At 59.6% G+C, this 18,032-nt stretch carries 18 protein-coding genes; 9 read left to right on the forward strand and 9 right to left on the reverse strand.

All coding sequences use genetic code 11. The features are described from left to right. Positions 1 to 243: 243 nt before the first annotated feature. Positions 244 to 990: an electron transfer flavoprotein subunit beta/FixA family protein gene (locus B8784_RS15135; RefSeq protein WP_084398755.1), complete on the forward strand. Its 747-nt coding sequence runs from the start codon at positions 244 to 246 to the stop codon at positions 988 to 990. Beyond that, positions 990 to 1,919: an electron transfer flavoprotein subunit alpha/FixB family protein gene (locus B8784_RS15140; RefSeq protein ID WP_084398756.1), complete on the forward strand. Its 930-nt coding sequence runs from the start codon at positions 990 to 992 to the stop codon at positions 1,917 to 1,919. The genes B8784_RS15135 and B8784_RS15140 overlap by 1 nt, the downstream gene beginning before the upstream one ends. Before the next feature lie 505 nt (positions 1,920 to 2,424). Here B8784_RS15140 and B8784_RS15145 read toward each other — a convergent pair. Continuing rightward, positions 2,425 to 3,267: an alpha/beta fold hydrolase gene (locus tag B8784_RS15145; protein ID WP_084398757.1), complete on the reverse strand. Its 843-nt coding sequence runs from the start codon at positions 3,265 to 3,267 to the stop codon at positions 2,425 to 2,427. A 206-nt stretch (positions 3,268 to 3,473) separates the two neighbouring features. Between B8784_RS15145 and B8784_RS15150 the strand changes: the two genes are divergently transcribed. Beyond that, complete coding sequence (locus B8784_RS15150; RefSeq protein WP_084398758.1) at positions 3,474 to 4,355, forward strand: MaoC/PaaZ C-terminal domain-containing protein; 882 nt, start codon at positions 3,474 to 3,476, stop codon at positions 4,353 to 4,355. A 41-nt stretch (positions 4,356 to 4,396) separates the two neighbouring features. Here B8784_RS15150 and B8784_RS15155 read toward each other — a convergent pair whose 3' ends face one another. After that, positions 4,397 to 5,338 (reverse strand): LysR family transcriptional regulator, encoded by a 942-nt coding sequence (locus B8784_RS15155; RefSeq protein ID WP_084398759.1) that lies wholly within the window; start codon positions 5,336 to 5,338, stop codon positions 4,397 to 4,399. A gap of 136 nt (positions 5,339 to 5,474) precedes the next feature. On the opposite strand from B8784_RS15155, the gene B8784_RS15160 reads away from it, so the two are divergent. The 5 genes from B8784_RS15160 to B8784_RS15180 all read left to right on the forward strand — a co-directional run bounded on the left by B8784_RS15160 (position 5,475) and on the right by B8784_RS15180 (position 10,401). Next, the gene (locus B8784_RS15160; protein ID WP_084398781.1) at positions 5,475 to 6,764 is read left to right on the forward strand and encodes an acyl-CoA dehydrogenase family protein; all 1,290 of its coding nucleotides are present in this window, start codon (positions 5,475 to 5,477) and stop codon (positions 6,762 to 6,764) included. 23 nt (positions 6,765 to 6,787) lie between these two features. Next, positions 6,788 to 7,525: an SDR family NAD(P)-dependent oxidoreductase gene (locus tag B8784_RS15165; protein WP_084398760.1), complete on the forward strand. Its 738-nt coding sequence runs from the start codon at positions 6,788 to 6,790 to the stop codon at positions 7,523 to 7,525. After that, the gene (locus B8784_RS15170; RefSeq protein WP_084398761.1) at positions 7,526 to 8,581 is read left to right on the forward strand and encodes a phosphotransferase family protein; all 1,056 of its coding nucleotides are present in this window, start codon (positions 7,526 to 7,528) and stop codon (positions 8,579 to 8,581) included. 132 nt (positions 8,582 to 8,713) lie between these two features. Then, on the forward strand, positions 8,714 to 9,736 hold the full coding sequence (locus B8784_RS15175) for an NADP-dependent oxidoreductase (RefSeq protein WP_084398762.1): 1,023 nt from the start codon (positions 8,714 to 8,716) through the stop codon (positions 9,734 to 9,736). A gap of 326 nt (positions 9,737 to 10,062) precedes the next feature. Further along, positions 10,063 to 10,401, forward strand: a complete 339-nt coding sequence (locus B8784_RS15180; protein WP_233356174.1) for a helix-turn-helix transcriptional regulator — start codon at positions 10,063 to 10,065, stop codon at positions 10,399 to 10,401. Positions 10,402 to 10,420: 19 nt separating this feature from the next. Here the strand turns inward: B8784_RS15180 and B8784_RS15185 are convergent, their stop codons facing one another. From B8784_RS15185 to guaA, 4 genes are all read right to left on the reverse strand, one after another. Further along, a complete protein-coding gene (locus tag B8784_RS15185; RefSeq protein ID WP_084398764.1) occupies positions 10,421 to 10,978 on the reverse strand; it encodes a GNAT family N-acetyltransferase in 558 nt (185 codons plus the stop codon). Further along, on the reverse strand, positions 10,968 to 11,276 hold the full coding sequence (locus B8784_RS15190; protein ID WP_084398765.1) for a type II toxin-antitoxin system TacA family antitoxin: 309 nt from the start codon (positions 11,274 to 11,276) through the stop codon (positions 10,968 to 10,970). Before B8784_RS15190 ends, B8784_RS15185 begins: the two co-directional genes overlap by 11 nt. Before the next feature lie 42 nt (positions 11,277 to 11,318). Beyond that, positions 11,319 to 12,593, reverse strand: a complete 1,275-nt coding sequence (locus B8784_RS15195) for a tyrosine-type recombinase/integrase (protein ID WP_084398766.1) — start codon at positions 12,591 to 12,593, stop codon at positions 11,319 to 11,321. A 292-nt stretch (positions 12,594 to 12,885) separates the two neighbouring features. Then, positions 12,886 to 14,469 (reverse strand): glutamine-hydrolyzing GMP synthase, encoded by a 1,584-nt coding sequence (gene guaA, locus B8784_RS15200; RefSeq protein WP_084398767.1) that lies wholly within the window; start codon positions 14,467 to 14,469, stop codon positions 12,886 to 12,888. A gap of 64 nt (positions 14,470 to 14,533) precedes the next feature. Here guaA and B8784_RS15205 point away from each other — a divergent pair, with 64 nt between their 5' ends. After that, positions 14,534 to 15,721 (forward strand): aspartyl/asparaginyl beta-hydroxylase domain-containing protein, encoded by a 1,188-nt coding sequence (locus tag B8784_RS15205; protein WP_084398768.1) that lies wholly within the window; start codon positions 14,534 to 14,536, stop codon positions 15,719 to 15,721. Here B8784_RS15205 and B8784_RS15210 read toward each other — a convergent pair. From B8784_RS15210 to B8784_RS15220, 3 genes are all read right to left on the reverse strand, one after another. Continuing rightward, a complete protein-coding gene (locus B8784_RS15210) occupies positions 15,718 to 16,029 on the reverse strand; it encodes a hypothetical protein (protein ID WP_084398769.1) in 312 nt (103 codons plus the stop codon). The two genes, B8784_RS15205 and B8784_RS15210, sit on opposite strands and share 4 nt — an antisense overlap. Positions 16,030 to 16,154: 125 nt before the next feature. After that, positions 16,155 to 16,667 (reverse strand): hypothetical protein, encoded by a 513-nt coding sequence (locus B8784_RS15215; RefSeq protein WP_084398770.1) that lies wholly within the window; start codon positions 16,665 to 16,667, stop codon positions 16,155 to 16,157. A gap of 36 nt (positions 16,668 to 16,703) precedes the next feature. Continuing rightward, complete coding sequence (locus B8784_RS15220; protein WP_084398771.1) at positions 16,704 to 18,011, reverse strand: RsmB/NOP family class I SAM-dependent RNA methyltransferase; 1,308 nt, start codon at positions 18,009 to 18,011, stop codon at positions 16,704 to 16,706. Between the last annotated feature and the right edge of the window lie 21 nt (positions 18,012 to 18,032).

Consider the following 18,032-nt stretch of genomic DNA (forward strand, 5'->3'; position numbering starts at 1 on the left):
TCTTTAGCGCGCCAAAACTTCGCTCTTGATACAAGACTATATCTTCTGCCGGAGACCGGCAAATGTTCCGGAAGGGCTGCGCGCAGTCTTTCTTGACACTTGCCTGACAAGATGCGAGCAATCCATGAATTAGTACATTTGTTTTCTGCATTCGTCGATGCACTCCGATCCTGAGAATGATTGATCCGGGTATCGGATCCGGCCTCGGCAATGGTAGAGGATACTGAATATGGGAGCCAGCCGATGAAGGTGCTCGTGCCCGTCAAACGGGTGATCGATTACAATGTGAAGGTCCGCGTCAAGTCGGATCAGACGGGCGTTGACCTTGCCAATGTGAAGATGTCGATGAACCCGTTCGACGAAATCGCCGTCGAGGAGGCTGTGCGCCTGAAAGAGAAAGGCGTGGTCGAAGAGATCGTCGTCGTTTCGATCGGCCCGCAACAGGCCCAGGAGACGCTTCGCACAGCGCTCGCCATGGGCGCCGACCGCGGCATACTCGTGAAGACCGACGAGACTGTCGAGCCCCTGAACGTCGCGAAGATCCTGAAAGGCATCGTCGGCGAAGAAAACCCGGACCTCGTCATCCTCGGCAAGCAGGCCATCGACGACGACGCAAACCAGACCGGTCAGATGCTCGCTGCCCTGCTCGACTGGCCGCAGGGCACATTCGCCTCGGAAGTCGTGATCGAGGACGGCAAGGCGACCGTGACCCGGGAAATCGATGGCGGCCTGCAGACGCTGGCACTCCAGACCCCGGCGATCGTGACGACAGACCTTCGTCTCAACGAGCCACGCTATGCGTCGCTGCCGAACATCATGAAGGCAAAGAAGAAGCCGATCGACGAGAAGGCGCCTGGCGATTATGGCGTCGACACGGCGGCCCGCCTGAGCGTCGTGAAGGTCACCGAACCGCCGGAGCGCGAAGCCGGTGAGATCGTCGAGGATGTCTCCACGCTCGTCTCGAAACTCAAGTCCGAAGGAGCGCTCTAATGGCTGTTCTGGTTATTGCCGATCACGACAATGAATCGCTCTTTGACGCGACCCACAAGACCGTGACCGCGGCCAAGGCGTTCGGTGGCGACATCGACGTACTGGTCGCCGGCAAGGGGTCGGGCGCCGTGGCAGAGGCCGCCGCCAAGATCGACGGTGTCCGCAAGGTGCTCCACGCTGAAAGCGACACGCTGGAAAAGCAGCTCGCCGAGGCGATGGAGGCGCTGATCGTTCCGCTCATGGATGGTTATGACGCCATCTTCGCGCCGGCCACGACCATGGGCAAGAACTGCACGCCGCGGATCGCCGCCAAGCTGGACGTGATGCAGGTTTCCGACATCACCGCGATCGAGGGCACCGACACGTTCGAACGCCCGATCTATGCCGGCAATGCGATCATGACGGTCAAGTCTTCAGACGCGAAGAAGGTCGTCACCGTTCGCACCACCTCGTTTGATGCCGCCGGTGAAGGCGGGTCTGCCTCCGTCGAGGCCATCGACGCGCCGACAGGCCCGTTCAAGTCGGCCTTTGTCGAGGAAAAGATCGTGCAGTCCGATCGCCCGGAACTGACATCGGCCAAGCGCGTCGTCTCCGGCGGCCGCGCCCTCGGTTCGAAGGATGAATTCGACCGGCTGATCGTGCCACTTGCCGACAAGCTCGGCGCCGCTGTCGGTGCCTCACGCGCCGCTGTCGACGCAGGTTATGCGCCGAATGATTACCAGGTTGGCCAGACGGGCAAGATCGTTGCCCCGGAACTCTATATTGCCGTCGGTATCTCAGGCGCCATCCAGCACCTTGCCGGCATGAAGGACTCCAAGATCATCGTCGCGATCAACAAGGATGAGGAAGCCCCCATCTTCCAGGTCGCCGATTATGGCCTGGTCGCCGACCTCTTCAACGCTGTGCCAGAGCTGACTGAAGCGCTCTGATCGCACACGAGGACGATTCCCTCTTGTGCGGGAACGAAACCGATGCGCCTATAAAGGGCCTTACCGCTGCTACAGTTTCGGCCTTCCTATAGCCCATAGATAGGCGGAATCGTCTTTGCTGAGCCAAACGCCCGGCCTGTTGTTCCTAATAGCAGCAATACCCCCCGCCCTGCATGCTGTTTTCCATTAGAGAGATCTGCGAATGAACTCGCGTTCATTCGCTATAAACCAGCAGTGCCTACGTCGCGGATAGGGCACTCGCTTGATGAAACGTTATTCTCCCGGTTACTGGCAATACCAGCGCCTTGCACCCCAAGCAAGGCGCATAGGCAACCATGAAGAGCCGCCAAACATAGCGGTGGGGATGTGCGATACGCCAGGCACGACCCGATCATGTTCCAGGGGCATATACGAATGCCCGGCGCACCAATCCCGCAGGCTAGTTAGAGCTCATTCCGACACATGATCAATTTGTCGCAAGATCAATGCGAAAACATCTGATCCATCATCCATTGCTGATGAAATCGGCAACAAGAGAATTGAACTCTTCCGCCTTCTCCCACTGAGCCCAGTGGCCGCATTTCGAATAGATGTGAAGGTCGGCTTCTGGAATACGACGCTGGAACTGGAATGCCATGTCTACAGGCAAGACACGATCCTCCGCACCCCATATAATCAGCGTTTCGTGGGGCAGGCTTTCTAAATCTCGCCGCCATAGGTCGTTCGCCGTATTTCCCACTTGGCCCGCCAGCGGGGGGGCAGCGACGATTTCGGGCCGGGTGGCAGCCTCAAATCTTTTTTCAATGAGGTCCGGCGTTATATCTGATCTGTCGTACACAAGAAGATCGACAACCCGATCCACTTTCTCGATAGACGGCCCGTCTCCATCATAGAAGGTCGCCATACGCATTATACCTTCGGTGGGGAAGGTCGAATGCACCGGCATGCCACCGCCGGGCCCCATGAGGATAAGCTTATCAACGCGCTCAGGATGATCGAGCGCCAGAACCAGCGCCGTTCCGCCACCTAGCGAATTGCCCACTAGGCTTGCCTTGTCCAGTTCAAGATAGTCCATGAGTTCCAGAAGTGCTTCCGCCATGGCATCGAACATGCCGCCTTTGATGTTCCGGTGCTCAGATTCGCCAAAGCCCGGATGATCGTACACAATCGACCGAAATCCTCTATCGGCGAGGGCCTGCATATTTTTGCTGAAATTGCTGAAGCCGTAAGCTCCCGGGCCTCCACCATGGATAAAGATTACCGCCGGGCCCGAACCCGCCTCATGATAACGGATCCGGCCATTCGGCAGGTCAGCATAGTGGCTTTCTGGGACTGCAGCATTCGGCATCGTTCGGGCTCCTTGTGATCCAATTTTATTTTTACGCTTCTGGGCATCGCCGGTGCAACAATCCGATCCGGAAACTGCGACACCTTGGCCAGTCACGGTCCCAAAGGTTTGCCACAACCAGCTCACAAATTAAAGCGTTTGTTTTGTTTTTGCCTCATTTCAGGCATATCGAAGGGAATCGTCTGAAAAATGGAGAATCGCTTCGAATGGAAATCAACAGAGACGCTTCACTTCCGGACATCAACCACGAGCAGGTGATGAGCCTGAGCAAAGAAAACCGCCATGAATGGAGTCAGAAAGACGCAATGCTGTACGCGCTTGGGATCGGCCTCGGTGCGGACCCTCTGGACCGGGCAGAGCTCGGCTTCGTCTATGAGAAACAGCTGAAAGTCTTCCCGACCTTCCCTGTTGTTGTCGGATTCAATGGCGGCGCTCTGGAGGATGTCGGCATAGACTATCGGTACGTGCTACACGGCGAGCATGCAGTCACGCTGCACAAGCGCTTTCCATCAAGCGGACAAGCAGTGGCAACGAGCAGGATGCTTGGGGCTTGGGACAAGGGCCCTGGACGCGGTGCAGTGTTTTCGCAGGAGAAAGTAATGAGGCTGGAAGGGGACCAAGAGCCGCTCGCCACTATCAGGACGACGAGTTTCGCGCGCGCCGAAGGCGGATTTGGCGGTCCCCGTGACGGACAGCCTGAACCTCACTCTGTCCCGTCGCGTGCGCCCGACAAGAGTGTGCGTATCGGCACGACCCAAAATCAGGCACTGCTCTACAGGCTTTCGGGCGATGACAACCCGCTCCATGCCGATCCCGATGCAGCGCTCGCGGCCGGCTTCCCCCAGCCAATTCTGCATGGTCTGTGCACATTTGCGATTTGCTGTCGCGCTGTTCTGAAGGAATATTGCGACAATGACCCCTCATTGGTCACGCACCATGAAGTGCGTTTCTCCTCGCCAGTCTATCCGGGCGAGACTTTGACAGTCGACCTGTGGAAAGACGGCAATGTTGTCTCGTTCGAAGCCCACGTCACAGATCGCGCAATCACCGCTATCCGGAATGGAAAGACTCTATTGGCGCACGGATGAAGGCGATTTCCTTCTCCCTTTGCAGCGTTCCGATTCCGGTTTCACAAGCACACGGGCTCCTCAACAGCCGACTGCTTTGCATGCTCCCAGAAATCCATTGCGGCTGATCTCTGCTCGCCGCGGCGTCTGAGCACGGACAACTGGGTCGCAAGCCCAAGAAATGGTGCCGCGACGGAAGTCAGGCGGTGAGCCTCGCCCGTACCAGCCAAATAGAGCTCAGGATCGAACCAGCCGAGATCCACGCACATGATTCTGTTCAATGTTGCATATCGCAGCAGGGAAAATGCATCGGCCTCTGGCGGACGCACAAGCCTGGCTCCGGCAGCAACGAGCCCCCGTGCGACGGCATCGGCAAGACTGACTCCATGCAGACGATTGATGGTCGCGACTGAATGCCCCTTCAGGAGATCATCGTCTATCTTGACTGCGCCATCGAGTGGGTGACCCGCTGGAATGATCAGCCGCATGGGACGCCGTCGCACAATCAATCGATCAAGCTCATCATCGCGACCCTGCCGGTGACTCTCCTGGCAGTCGGGCTCGATGGCGAGCGCAAGGTCGACATTCTCTTCCTTCAGGGCATCGAAAATCCTCACATGGCCAAGCGTCAGCACTTCGATACTCGTATTTGAGTATACTTTGAGGAACGAGTCCGTCAGGCGCGTCCGTTCCGGAAAGAACACCGAGTGCGGTTGGACGGCGAGCCGGAGCGCATTGGTCCTCAATTCCTCCGCTTTCTGGTGAAGCCAGTCGGACTCCAGAACCAGTCTGCGCGCATTCGCAACGAAAGCCTGCCCCTGCCGCGTGAGGCTGACCCGCCTACTTGTACGGTGGAACAGATCGAACCCCAGCTGTCGTTCCATTTCCCGTATGCTGGCCGACAGCGCCGGCTGTGACACGTTCAGTGCCTCGGACGCACGCGTGAAGGACCCAAGTTCGGCAATTTTGAGGAAGGCCCGAAAGGGGGTTGCCCTCAAATCCATGATCTTCCCTCCAGCGATGTTGCGATCTCGACCCCATCTATAAGCAAACCAAATCCAAAGCAAAAGGAATACAAATTCGACTTCCCATCTTTCCCTGAGTCAAAATGCAATGGTCACTAGCGAGTTGGAGATGGCAATGTGGTCTTTCGAGACAGATGCAGAGTTTCAGTCAGAACTGGATTGGATCAGAGAATTTGTTGAAACTGAAGTTGAACCGCTGGATTTCATTCTCGGCAGTCAGTGGAATATTCATGATGAACGGTTCAAGACATACGTCCGCCCTCTCCAGAAAAGAGTAAAGGAGCGCGGCCTCTGGGCCTGCCATCTCGGTGCCGAGCTGGGCGGGAAAGGCTATGGTCAACTCAAGCTTGCCCTCATGAATGAACAGTTCGGACGCTCCAGATTTGGTCCGATTGTGTTCGGGGCGCAGGCACCCGACACCGGCAACTCCGAGATCCTCGCACATTACGGAACAGCCGAACAAAAGCGGCGCTATCTTGACCCCCTTCTAAATAATGAAATTGTGTCCTGCTTCGCGATGACCGAGCCGCATGGTGGGTCGGATCCGCTACTCCTGAAGGCAAGAGCAACCGACGAAGGTGATGAGTGGGCCATTAGCGGCGAGAAGTGGTTTGCGTCGAATGCCCGATTTGCCGCTTTCTTTATTGTTATGGCCGTGACTGACCCCGATGCGGATACCCCTTATCGCAGCATGTCCATGTTTATTGTACCCGCTGAAACGCCGGGGATCGAGTTCGTGCGCGATTACACCTATTATGGACAGGCCGAGGCCGAGCATGCGCATCTCAGATTCGACAATGTACGCGTTCCAAAGGACCATATGCTTGGTGGCAGAGGTGACGCTTTTGTTGTGGCGCAGGTCCGTCTCGGCGGTGGCCGGCTGCATCATGCGATGCGGGCCTTGGCCGAGGCCACAAAGTGCCTTGACCTAACATGTCAACGCGTCGCTTCACGTTTCACGAAAGGTGAAAAGCTGGCCGAGAAGCAGATGGTCCAGGAAAGACTGGCCGATTGCTGGATCCAGCTTCGCCAGTTCCGGCTTCTCACTCTGGAGGCGGCGTGGCTGGCTGACGAGTCCAAGGATTGGAAGGCGATCAAGCAGAACATTGCGGCAGTTAAGGTAATGATGCCCAGAGTGCTGCACGATGTTTCATCCACGGCACTGCACCTGCATGGTTCGCTGGGGCTGTCCACTGAAATGCCGTTCTCTTACCACCTCATGAACAGCTACATGATCGGATTGGCCGACGGGCCAACAGAGGTTCACAAGCTTACAGTGGCGAAGGAAATGCTGCGGGACGTTGAGCCCACAAACAGTCTGTTTCCGGACTATATACAGCACAAGGCGAGAGCACATGCTGAAGATATGTATCCGCCTCTCGATCAATCGCAACCAGTCCCGTAAGTCGCCGCGAAGGAAACACATCTATGGACTACTCAATCGACTTCACTGGCAAGACTGCTCTGGTCGTCGGCGGCACGAGCGGTATCGGCAACGCGACCGCGCAGGCCTTCCGCACAAAGGGCGCCGACGTTCATGTCTGGGGGACACGCCAGAGCCCAGAGGACTATGAGAATGAGCCGACATCTGACCTGGCCGGAATTCGGTATGAGTGCATGGATGTCGTCGAATCCGGCCGGGTCGAATCCTATGCTCCTCCGTTTTCGAAGCTGGACGTGCTTGTGCTCTGCCAAGGGCTGGTCCTTTACGAGCGTAAGGAGTTCGAGACCGAAGGCTTCAGCCGGGTCCTGGATGTCAATCTGACGAGCCTTATGACCTGTGCCATGAAATTCCGTGATCTGCTTTCCCAAAGCAACGGGTCACTCATTATCGTCAGCTCCTCAGCCGCATTCCATGCCACCCGAGGCAATCCGGCCTATAATGCCTCCAAAGCCGGCGCGCTTGGTCTGACAAGAACTCTCGCTCAGGCCTGGGCTGCTGAGGGAATACGCGTCAATGGCATTGCTCCCGGCTTTGTGCCGACGCGGATGACCCGCGTAACCACCGAAAACGAAAAGCGGGCTGACGCGGCTCGGTCTAATATCCCGCTCGGCCGGTTTGGAACTCCCGAGGAAATGGCAGCGATTGCACTCTTCCTCGCGTCTCCGATGAGCGGTTACATTGTCGGCCAGACCCTGCTTGCCGATGGGGGAATGTTGCTCTGAATGAACACCCAAAGTGAAATCAAGGGCGTCGATAGCGACCGCCTTGTCGAATGGATGGATGAACAAGGGCTTGGCAGCGGACCGATCGCCGGCATGTCCCTCCTCACGGGCGGGACGCAAAACCTGATTGTGCGGTTCGAACGAGAAGGCAGGATATATGTTCTCCGCCGGCCTTCGCTCAATCCCCGGCCCGAAGCCAATGTGACCATGATGCGCGAAGCGCGTGTTCTGGGCGCGCTGGAAGGCAGCAACGTTCCCCATCCGGCCTTGCTTGCTGCCTGCGCTGACGAGGAAGTCCTTGGTGCCAGCTTCTACCTGATGGAACCCGTCACCGGCTTCAATGCCGTGAACGGAATGCCGGAGCCCCACCGATCCGATTCCGCCATGCGCCGCGCCATGGGGTTTTCGCTTGTCGACGGAGCGGCAGCACTTGCCAATATTGATTATCTTGAGGTCGGACTGGAGGGATTTGGGAAGCCGGAGAATTTCCTCCAAAGACAGGTCCCGCGCTGGCAAAGGCAGCTCGCCTCATATTCTCGTCACGAGGGATGGCCCGGCCCGGAAAGCCTGGAGGGCGTCCACGGGCTGTCGGACTACTTGTCGGAGAATGTGCCTTCCAGTTTCCAGCCCGGCATCATGCATGGCGACTATCAGCTCGCCAATGTAATGTATCGCTATGATGGTCCGGAACTGGCGGCCATTGTCGATTGGGAGCTTTCGACAATAGGAGATCCGCTGCTGGACCTTGGCTGGATAATTGCAACCTGGCGCGGCTACACTCCCGAACTTCCAATCCTGCAAGTCGAACCCTGGGACGGATTTCCGCTAGTTGACGAGCTGATCGCGCACTATGCAGACCAATCGGACAGGGACCTCTCTGGCTTCAATTGGTATGTCGTGCTGGCGTGTTTCAAACTCGGGATCATCCTTGAAGGGACCCACGCTCGCGCATGTGCCGGAAAGGCCCCGCAAGCGACCGGTCAGAAACTTCACGCCGCCGCTATGGCACTGATGCAAAGAGGCAGACTATGGGCGGACCGTCGCCGATGGGAATAAGACAGCCGCCAGCCAATGAGTCTGTCTTGCAAGAACAGACAGCAATACCTGTATACTTTTGAAGGATAACGAAATCGGAGAAATCTGTAGACGCGGCTGCGTCTAACTTTCTGCGACACTGGAGACTGCTGTATGAAAGCGCTGCAATGGGTACTGGCAAAGCCTGTCGTCGGAATGCCATCCAGTTCGAATTTCTCTCTGGCGGAAACCGACCTTCCTTCTCCTACAGAGCAGAAGGTTCTGGTAGAAATTCGCTACCACACGGTTGCTCCTGGTATCCGGGCGCGTATCGGCGCAGACACCTATGCAGCGAAGATCGAGGTTGGAGAAATCATACCAGGGATGGGCGTCGGAATCGTCCTGGAATCCGCAAGCGTCTTGTTCGAACCTGGCGATCTGGTCGTAGGACAGCTCGCTTGGGCAACACATGCCATCGTAGCGGCTTCTGACATAAATCGCATTGGTACGCAGCATTTGAAAGATCTACCGCTGCACACCGCACTCGGCACAATGGGGCCATCAGGATTGACAGCATATTTCGGCTTGACGGATGTGCTGGCCATCCAGCCGGGCGAGACGGTTGTGATCTCGTCGGCGGCGGGCTCTGTCGGAAGCGCTGCCGGACAGATCGCCAAAATATTGGGGTGTCATGTTATTGGTATTGCGGGCGGCAAGGAAAAGTGTCGTGACCTGATCGAAATCTACGGATTCGACGACAGCCTCGATTATCGAGACTCAAAGTCACTCGCTCGCGAGCTGAATGCAAAAGCCCCGGAAGGCATTGACGCCTATTTCGATAATGTCGGGGGTGAGATTTCTGATGCTGTTATTCAGAACATGAAATTGTTCGGCCGGATCGCCATCTGCGGCCAGACCAGCGAATACAACCAAAGAGAGCCTCGTGGCTGCCGTCAGATGACATCCGTGATAACGCGAAGACTAACCCTGCAAGGCTTTGTCGTATTTGATTTCCGGGACCAGTTCGATCGAGCGCTTGAGCACATCCGAGAATGGGTCTTGTCTGGCGCGTTGCAAGATAGTCCCAACATCCTTTCCGGTATCGACCTGGCGGTAGATGGTTTTGTTTCACAGTTCTCAGAAAGCTCTGCTGGCAGGCTTCTGGTCAAGATTGGTGAAGCCGGCCAAGGCTGGTGACATTTCTTCCATCGTCCGGGCTCTTGTGGGTTCATGGCCACCGGGCCAGATGCTCTCGAATACGCGAAAGTCCGGATTTGTATTCTATCGACCTGGCCAGTTTTGCCACAGCTCGTGCAGCACTGTGCTGCCGCTTGCAGCATTCGGCCCCGGGGCAAACTCGCCTTTCGATAAATACGTGAGATGATCGGAGTAACGGCCTCGATCGCCCAATGCCGGTCTTGTTCAGGGTGGCATGCTGGCCGAGGCCGGTGTGAGGACCGGGCCCAAACCAGCTGGAAGGCTAACAGATGTTACATCGCGTTAGAGAAGATGCTCGTCTGAGATTGAACGAATTTGCCAAGGAGATCGCCGCGCCTGCAGCGAGGCCCCCCGCACCAGTCACATCCACCGACCCGGAACGGATCACGCCCGCAGACATATTCAGGCGGAGGACCGTAAGGCGCCCCGAACTTCGCAAGCTGGTGCCGCTCTCGGACACGACGATCTACGAGCTTGAGCAGAAGGGAGCGTTTCCCAAACGCTTCTATCTGACACCGCGATGTGTGGTCTGGCCGCTTGCTGAAGTGCTGGAATGGATTGATGCCCGGCGGCAGGAAGGACGCGAGGGGTGCGGCGCCCACCCCGATTACCGGCAACGCGCCGTGCCGGAAAGCAGGCGCTGAGCCAGCAAGAGCAGAGTCCCTATCCAGCGTCTGCATGCTCGCTCACGATTAAGCGCACCTGCTTCATGGTCATGAACATGCGTCCGGGATCGCTCACAAAGGACTGGAAACCGAAGGTTTCGTACCAGGCCTTCCGGCGCTTGTACGCTGCCTTGCCGCCATCGGGCATTACGTCCAGCACGATGGCGAAACAGCCTGCTTCGCTTGCGATCCCGCAGGCCTTCTCGAACACGTGATGCATGAGGATTGAACCGATACCCTGCCCCTGCGCAGTCTCGCTCACAGCGACCTGCCCGAGGAACAGGATCGGCAATTCGCCATGATCCGGCGCGCCGCGCGGGCGCTTGGAAAGCGCGTCCACGTTCATCATGCCGAGATTTATCGCGTGATATCCAAGGATCGTGGTCCGGCCATCCTCGACCGCGACATAGACCCGGGTCATGTCATCCTTCTGCTGCTTCCTGGCCGACAGTTTCAGATAATTGTCGAGCCGCTCCACGCCACACGAAAATCCGGCGCGGTCGTGCCGCGCCGGATCCAGGGTTTCAATGCGAAGGTCACCGGCCTCAGTCGGCATGCACGACGCGCCGGCGATAGGCCTTTGCCGCGGCAAGCGCCCGCGGCGTCGGTGCCGGAGGTGTATCGAGCGCGGCGGAAAAGCGCGCCGCATCCTCGGGGGTCAGGACATGACGCGATCCGGCCTCGATCACCCGGGAGGCTTCCCGGGCAATGGCGGTGCGAAGGAAAACCGACTTGTCGACGCCAAGCGAGGCGGCGGCGCGCGTGATCAGTTCGCCCAGATTGTCGCCATGGCGGATCTGGGTGGTACGGGTCTGTTTTCCCTCGTCGGGATCGTTTATGGGCAGGTCCAACATCGCAGGGACTCCTTTCAAGCCGAATATGTAGTGCAAATTGCATTACATATCAAGATCCGCAGACAGGTCTGGACCGGATGCATAAACGCCCATGCTTTCCGGAATGATGACCGGTTTGCGCGTCTCGCCTGCGGCCCAGGAATCGATCATGTCCGCCCATTCCTGCAGCATGTGACGGCGCTGATCGGCATATTCAGCCTTGTTATAGACCCCGCGCGAGGAACGGCGGTCCTCATGGGCGAGGCTCTTTTCGATCCAGTCCCGATTGAAGCCGAGTTCGTTGAGAAGTGTCGATCCGGTCCGGCGCAGATCATGCACCGTGAAAGGCTCCAAGGGCAGCCCCATTTCCTCGGCCAGCTTGTGCGCGCTGTCCGTGATCCGGTTGAAGGTTGCATTCGAGATCGGCCGGAACGTGTCGTAGCGCGACGGGAAGACATATTTCGATCCACCGGCGCATGTTTTCAGGGCGACAAGGATGTCGAGTGTCTGGCGTGAGAGATACACATTATGGTCGAGCCCTGTCTTCATGCGCTTCTTGGGGATCGTCCAGACCGCGTCCTGGAAGCTGATCTCGTCCCAGACCGCATGCGCGACCTCGGTCTTGCGTTTCATGGTCAGCAGGATGAACTTCACGCCGAGCTTCAGGGTCGGATTGGCCGTAATCTCGTCCAGCAGACGGTAGAGGATGCGGATTTCAAGCGGCGAGAGCGAGCGGTCACGTGGACGCACGCGGGCAATGGAGCGGGGATCGACCTCTTCGGCAGGGTTCTCGACCCTGATGCCGTGCAAATTGGCAAAGGCGTAGATTAGCTTGATGAATTCGCGCACATGCAGTGCAGTCGAGGGCGCCCCGCGCTTCTTGATCTTCTCGCACAGCGCCCGGATGTCTTCGGGTGTCACTTCACGCAGCGTGTAATTGCCAAGCGCTGGAATCAGGTCCCGGTCGACAATGTGCCGGCGCATGTCCCGTGTTGAGTCCGACATCTCGCTTCCATCGAGCCAGCGCCGGGCGAGCTCTCCGAAGGTTCCTTCGGCCCTCACCTTCGCCTTGGCCCGTTTCTTCGCCTTGGCGGGCGATATGCCCTCCTCGACCATCTTCTTGGCATCGATGAGCTTCTCCCGGGCCGCGGCCAGCGTGATGCCATATTTGCCATAGCGCCCGATGGTCAGAGTCTCGCGGCGCCCATTCACACGGTAATCGTAACGAAACGTCCTGGTACCGGTCGGAGCGACGGACACGTATAGCCCGTCCCGATCAGCAACCTTGTAAGGTTTCTCCTTTGGTTTCAGAGACTTGATCGCAATGTCGGTCAGCATCCGTGCTCCTTCCCATCCAATTTTACCGTCAGGCCGAAATGGCCAATTACCAACAACAAAACCCAATAACAACAACAGCTTATGCCGAACAAATACCGTCATGCCGCCCAAAAGGCCTGACGGTATTTTGAATTTAGGGGGTGCGAGCGAATTTGTATACCGTCGAGCGATACCGTCAGAATGATCTGTTGGCCCGCGATAAACGGCGATAGATAGCGAAAGATATTCGTATCAAGCTATTGTTTTTTATAATTTTATTGATTGGACTCGATAGTCCGCGAGAGACTCGGAATCATTCCCACTCAATCGTGCCGGGCGGCTTGGAGGTGACGTCATAGACCACCCGGTTCACGCCCTTCACCTCATTGATGATGCGGGTCGCGACCCGGCCGAGGAAGGCATGATCGAAGGGATAATAGTCCGCCGTCATACCATCGGTGGACGTTACCGCCCGCAGCGCCAGAACCGCTTCATATGTGCGCTCGTCGCCCATGACGCCGACCGTGTTCACCGGCAGCAGCACGGAGAAAGCCTGCCAGATCTCGTCATAGAGCCCGGCATTCTTGATCTCTTCGATATAGATCGCGTCCGCCTTGCGCAGCGTGTCGGCCTTCTCGCGCGTGATCTCGCCCGGAATGCGGATGGCAAGCCCCGGCCCCGGGAAAGGGTGGCGCCCGATAAAGCTCTGCGGCAGGCCGAGCTCACGGCCCAGCGCGCGGACCTCGTCCTTGAAGAGCTCGCGCAGCGGCTCGACGAGCTTCATGTTCATCCGCTCCGGCAGGCCGCCGACATTGTGGTGCGACTTGATCGTCACCGACGGCCCGCCCATGGCCGAGACGCTCTCGATCACATCCGGATAAAGCGTGCCCTGGGCCAGGAAATCGGCCCCGCCCAGCTTGTTCGCCTCTTCCTCGAACACGTCGATGAAGAGCTTGCCGATGGTCTTGCGCTTCTTCTCCGGGTCGGAGACGCCTTCGAGCGCGCCGAGGAAGGTCTCGCTCGCATCCACATGCACCAGCGGGATGTTGTAATGGTCGCGGAAGAGGCTGACGACTTCCTCGCTCTCGTTCAGCCGCATCAGGCCGTGGTCGACATAAACGCAGGTCAGCTGCTCGCCGATCGCCTCATGGATGAGGACGGCGGCGACAGAGCTGTCGACCCCTCCGGACAACCCGCAGATCACCTTGCCGTCGCCGACCTGCTTGCGGATCTTCTCGATCTCTTCCTCGCGATAGGCCGCCATGGTCCAGTCGCCCGAGAGGCCGGCGATCTTGTGGGTGAAATTGCGCAGCATCTGGCGGCCATGCACGGTATGGACGACTTCCGGATGGAATTGCGTGGCATAGAAGCGCCGCTCCAGGTCCGCGATGATGGCGAGCGGCGCGCCCGGTGACTTGGCGATGACGCCAAAGCCCGGGGCCAGCTCGGCGACATGGTCGCCATGGCTCATCCAGACCTGTTCCTTGTGATCCTCGCCCTGGAAGAGGCCTTCCAGCAATTCGCTTTCGGTGACCTGTTCGATGAAGGCGCGGCCAAACTCCCGGCTCGTGCCGCTTTCGACCTTGCCGCCCAGCTGCTCCATCATCACCTGCTGGCCGTAACAAATGCCGAGCACCGGCACGCCGCGCGTGAACACCGCATCGTCGGCGCGCGGGCTGTCGTCCCAGGTCACGCTCGCCGGCCCGCCGGAGAGAATGATCGCTTTCGGGTCGAAATCCTCGATGAAGGCCGCATCGACCTTGTTGAAAGGATGGATCTCGCAATAAACGCCGCTCTCGCGCAGGCGCCGCGCAATCAGCTGCGTCACCTGGCTGCCGAAATCGACGATCAGGACATGCTCGTGCTTGTCTGCAATGGAATCGGGTGTGCTGGCCATGACGCCTCCTAACCGCTAATCCCGAAGGCTGGAAGAGTTGAATGCGACAAGGACGGATATCGGCATGGAAGAGAGACTGACCGAGGCAAGATCGCAGGCAGCTGCCGGCATGCAGGCCCTTCAGACGCGCAATGGACCGGCCGCGCAGACCGCCCTTACCCGCGCGATCGAACTCGGCTGGCCGGGCCCGGATGTCTGGGTCGCGCTCTCCTTCGCGAAATCCCTGCTCGGCGACATGGACGGGCGCATCGCCGCGCTCGAAAAGGCGCTCGATGTCGACCCGACCAGCGTGCGCGCGCGGCTGCACCATGGCCAAGCGCTCTCGGGCGCCGGGCGCAAGGAGGAAGCGGCCGCCGCCTTCCGCATGGGGCTGAGCAGTCTGTCGACGGTGGAGACCTGGACCACCGAGATGGACCAGCTCGTCAGCGCCGCCCGCGCCTTTCTCGGGCTGGAAGCCGAAGCCGGGACCGCGCCAGCCCACCACCCGGTCGATGATTTCGCCCGCGATTACAATGTCGGCGCCGATCCGGATGACGACCTCTTCCGCCAGTCGCTCGACATGCTGGCCGGGCGCATCCGGCCCTATGTCTCCAAGCCGACCCGCTACCTCTATCCCGGCCTGCCCAACCGGCAATTCTATCCCCTGCATCATTTCGCCTGGACCGAAGCGCTCGCCGCGAAGACGCCGGAAATCCACGCCGAGCTGGAAAACTTGCTCGCCCGCCAGCGAAGCGAAGCCACCCGCTTTTCCCCCTATGTCGAGAAGGCCGGCCGCGAGGGTACGAATGTCTCCCACCCGCTGCTCGACAATCCGGACTGGAGCGCCTTCTACCTCATCAAGCAGGGCGAGCGTCAGGAAGAGAATATCGCGCTCTGCCCCAAGACCATGGCGGCCATCGACGCCCTAGGGGATGAGGCCTGCCCCGCCCCGGCCCAGTCGGTGCTGTTCTCGCTGCTGAAGCCCGGCGCCAGCATTCCGCCGCATCATGGCCAGTTCAATACCCGGCTCATCTGCCACCTGCCCGTCATCCTGCCGGGCCAGTGCGGCTTCCGGGTGGGCAATGAAACGCGCGAATGGAAAGACGGCGAGGTCTTCATCTTCGACGACACGATCGAGCACGAAGCCTGGAACCGCAGCGAACAGCCGCGCTATGTCCTGATCTTCGAGATCTGGCGCCCGGAGCTTTCCGACCGCCAGCGCCAGCTCATCTCCAGCCTGTTCGCCCTGGGGGGCGCGGCGGAGCCCCGCTAGGCGGTCCCGCCGTCCAGGTCCTCCGGCCAGCCATAATGGCGGATCGGCAGGTGAAAGCCGATGGCCGGATCGGCCGCCGTCTTCATCTCGGCAAAGCGGCGCAGGAGGCCCTTGCGCACATGCGCCTCGATCTCGGCACGCGGAATGATGAGCGGCGGGTGCGCCCAGCGAAACAGGACGTGCGGGCGGATCAGCAGCCTGTCCTCGTCGAAACGCATCCACAGCGTGTTGCGGTAATGCACGCGCGGAAAGCGGCCCCGTCCCAGCGTGACGGTGCGCATCTTGCGCCCGCCAAAACCTTTCGCCACCTCGCCGGCATAGGACCGTGCCAGCGTCCGCCAGCCGCCGGCCCAGGCGAGAAAGCCGACAATACCGATCCATAGCGCCCCGAAGAAAACCGGGAAGGCAAGCGCAATGAGGATCGCCGGCCAGACTATGACGACACCCCCTGCCCGGCCCGGGCACGCTCACGAAAGGCATTCATCAGCTCGACCAGGTCACGCGCCTTGATGCGGTAATCCTCGGTCAGCCGGATGGAGCCGCGAAACAGCAGGCCGGAGAGATGCGACAGCGTCTGCTGGTCTTCCTTCTCCAGTTCGAAGATGACCTGCTGCGTCGTCGGCAGCCCGCTGGAGCCAGCCTTGTGAAGCCGGAACTCCGACACATCGCTCCAGGCAATCTTGCCGAGCGGGCGCAACTCGCTTGAGGAGAACCCGTCCGCGTCCAGCGTCAGCCAGGCGCGCTTAAGCAGGAAAGCCGCCGCACCGATCAGCGTCACGATGGCAAACAGCACGGTCAGCCAGACATTCACCGTGACGCTCATCGCGTCGTCATTGCCGCGCATGAGCCAGAGCATGATGACGAAGACCGCCCCGACAATCGCCAGCACGAGATACTGCCGGTTGCTCGCCTCGAAATGCTTGTGCTCCGGCACGTCCTGCGTCATCGCCTCGGCCCTTTCCTCAAACCCAGTCTAGGCTTGTCAGCTGAGTCGCTCCAGAACCGCGAAGAAGAATCCATCCGTGCCCGCCCGGCGCGGGGTCAGCCGCACCGAAGTCCCGGCCCCGCAGCCCGCCTTGACCGTGGCCGCCCCCTCATCGGTGAGCAGGCCGCTGGCAATCGCCTGGTCGGCCGCATTCAGTTCCTTGAACTCAGCGTGTCCGGAAAGGAAGCCCGCCACCCGGTCCTCATCCTCCTCCATCAGGAAGGAGCAGGTCGCATAGACCAGCCGCCCACCCGGCTTCACGAAGTCGCTCGCCGCCTCGAGGATCTCCGTCTGCTCCTCGATGCGCTTGGCGAGCTGTTTCTCCTTCAGCCGCCACTTCGCATCCGGACGCCGGCGCCAGGTGCCTGTGCCGGTACACGGCGCATCGACGAAGACCACATCCATCTGGCCCCTCAGTGCCTCCAGTGCGTCCGGCTCCTTCGGATGGACCAGCTGCACATTGTGCGCGCCGGAGCGTTTCAGCCGCGGGATCAGCGCCGAGAGCCGGCGCCCGTCAATATCATAGGCATGGACCTGGCCCTTGCCTTCCATCATCGCCGCGATGGCGAGCGTCTTGCCGCCACCGCCCGCGCAATAGTCGAGCACCTGCTCGCCGCCTTTCGCATTGGCCGCCGCCGCCGCGATCTGCGAGCCGGCATCCTGCACCTCGACCCAGCCCTTGGAATAGGCCGGGATGCTTTCGAGCGAGGCTTCGCGCTCGGACGGGTCGCGGGCCGGGATGTGGTAGGCATTCTTGAGCAGTGGCGAGGTCTCCGCCTTGGCCGACCGCATCGGCCCGCCCGCCTTTTCGGCGTCCACTTTCAGCGTGTTCACCCGGATATCGACATCCGCGCGCACCGCCATCGCCTGGCCCTCGACCACCTTCTCCTCACCGAAAACGCGGTTCATCATCGGCTCCATCCACTCCGGATAGTCGCCCGCCACATGAGGCTCGGCGGTGACATCCGGCGCCATGACCAGCCGCTCGCGCTCATCCAGCGTCAGGGCAGAGGGCGCATGTTCCTCATCCATGGCGCTGTCGATGCGCATGATGTCCCATTTCCAGGCATGCGCCAGCGCGCCGAGGATCAGCGCACGCGGCGCGTCCGAGCCCATGGCATGCCCGATCGAATTCTTCTTGCGCAGCGCATCGAGCACCAGACCGGACACCCAGGCCCGGTCCTTCGAGCCGGCATAACGCGCCCGCTTGCCCCAGTCGCGCGCGGCCGACTTCACCGGCTGGTGACGGGTGAGCACATCCGTCAGCACATCGATTGCTGCTGCTATCCGTCCGCCGTCGCGCATGATCTTCCGAGCCCTCTCTTG

This window comes from Henriciella aquimarina (genome assembly GCF_002088975.1).
Classification (GTDB): Bacteria; Pseudomonadota; Alphaproteobacteria; order Caulobacterales; family Hyphomonadaceae; genus Henriciella; species Henriciella aquimarina.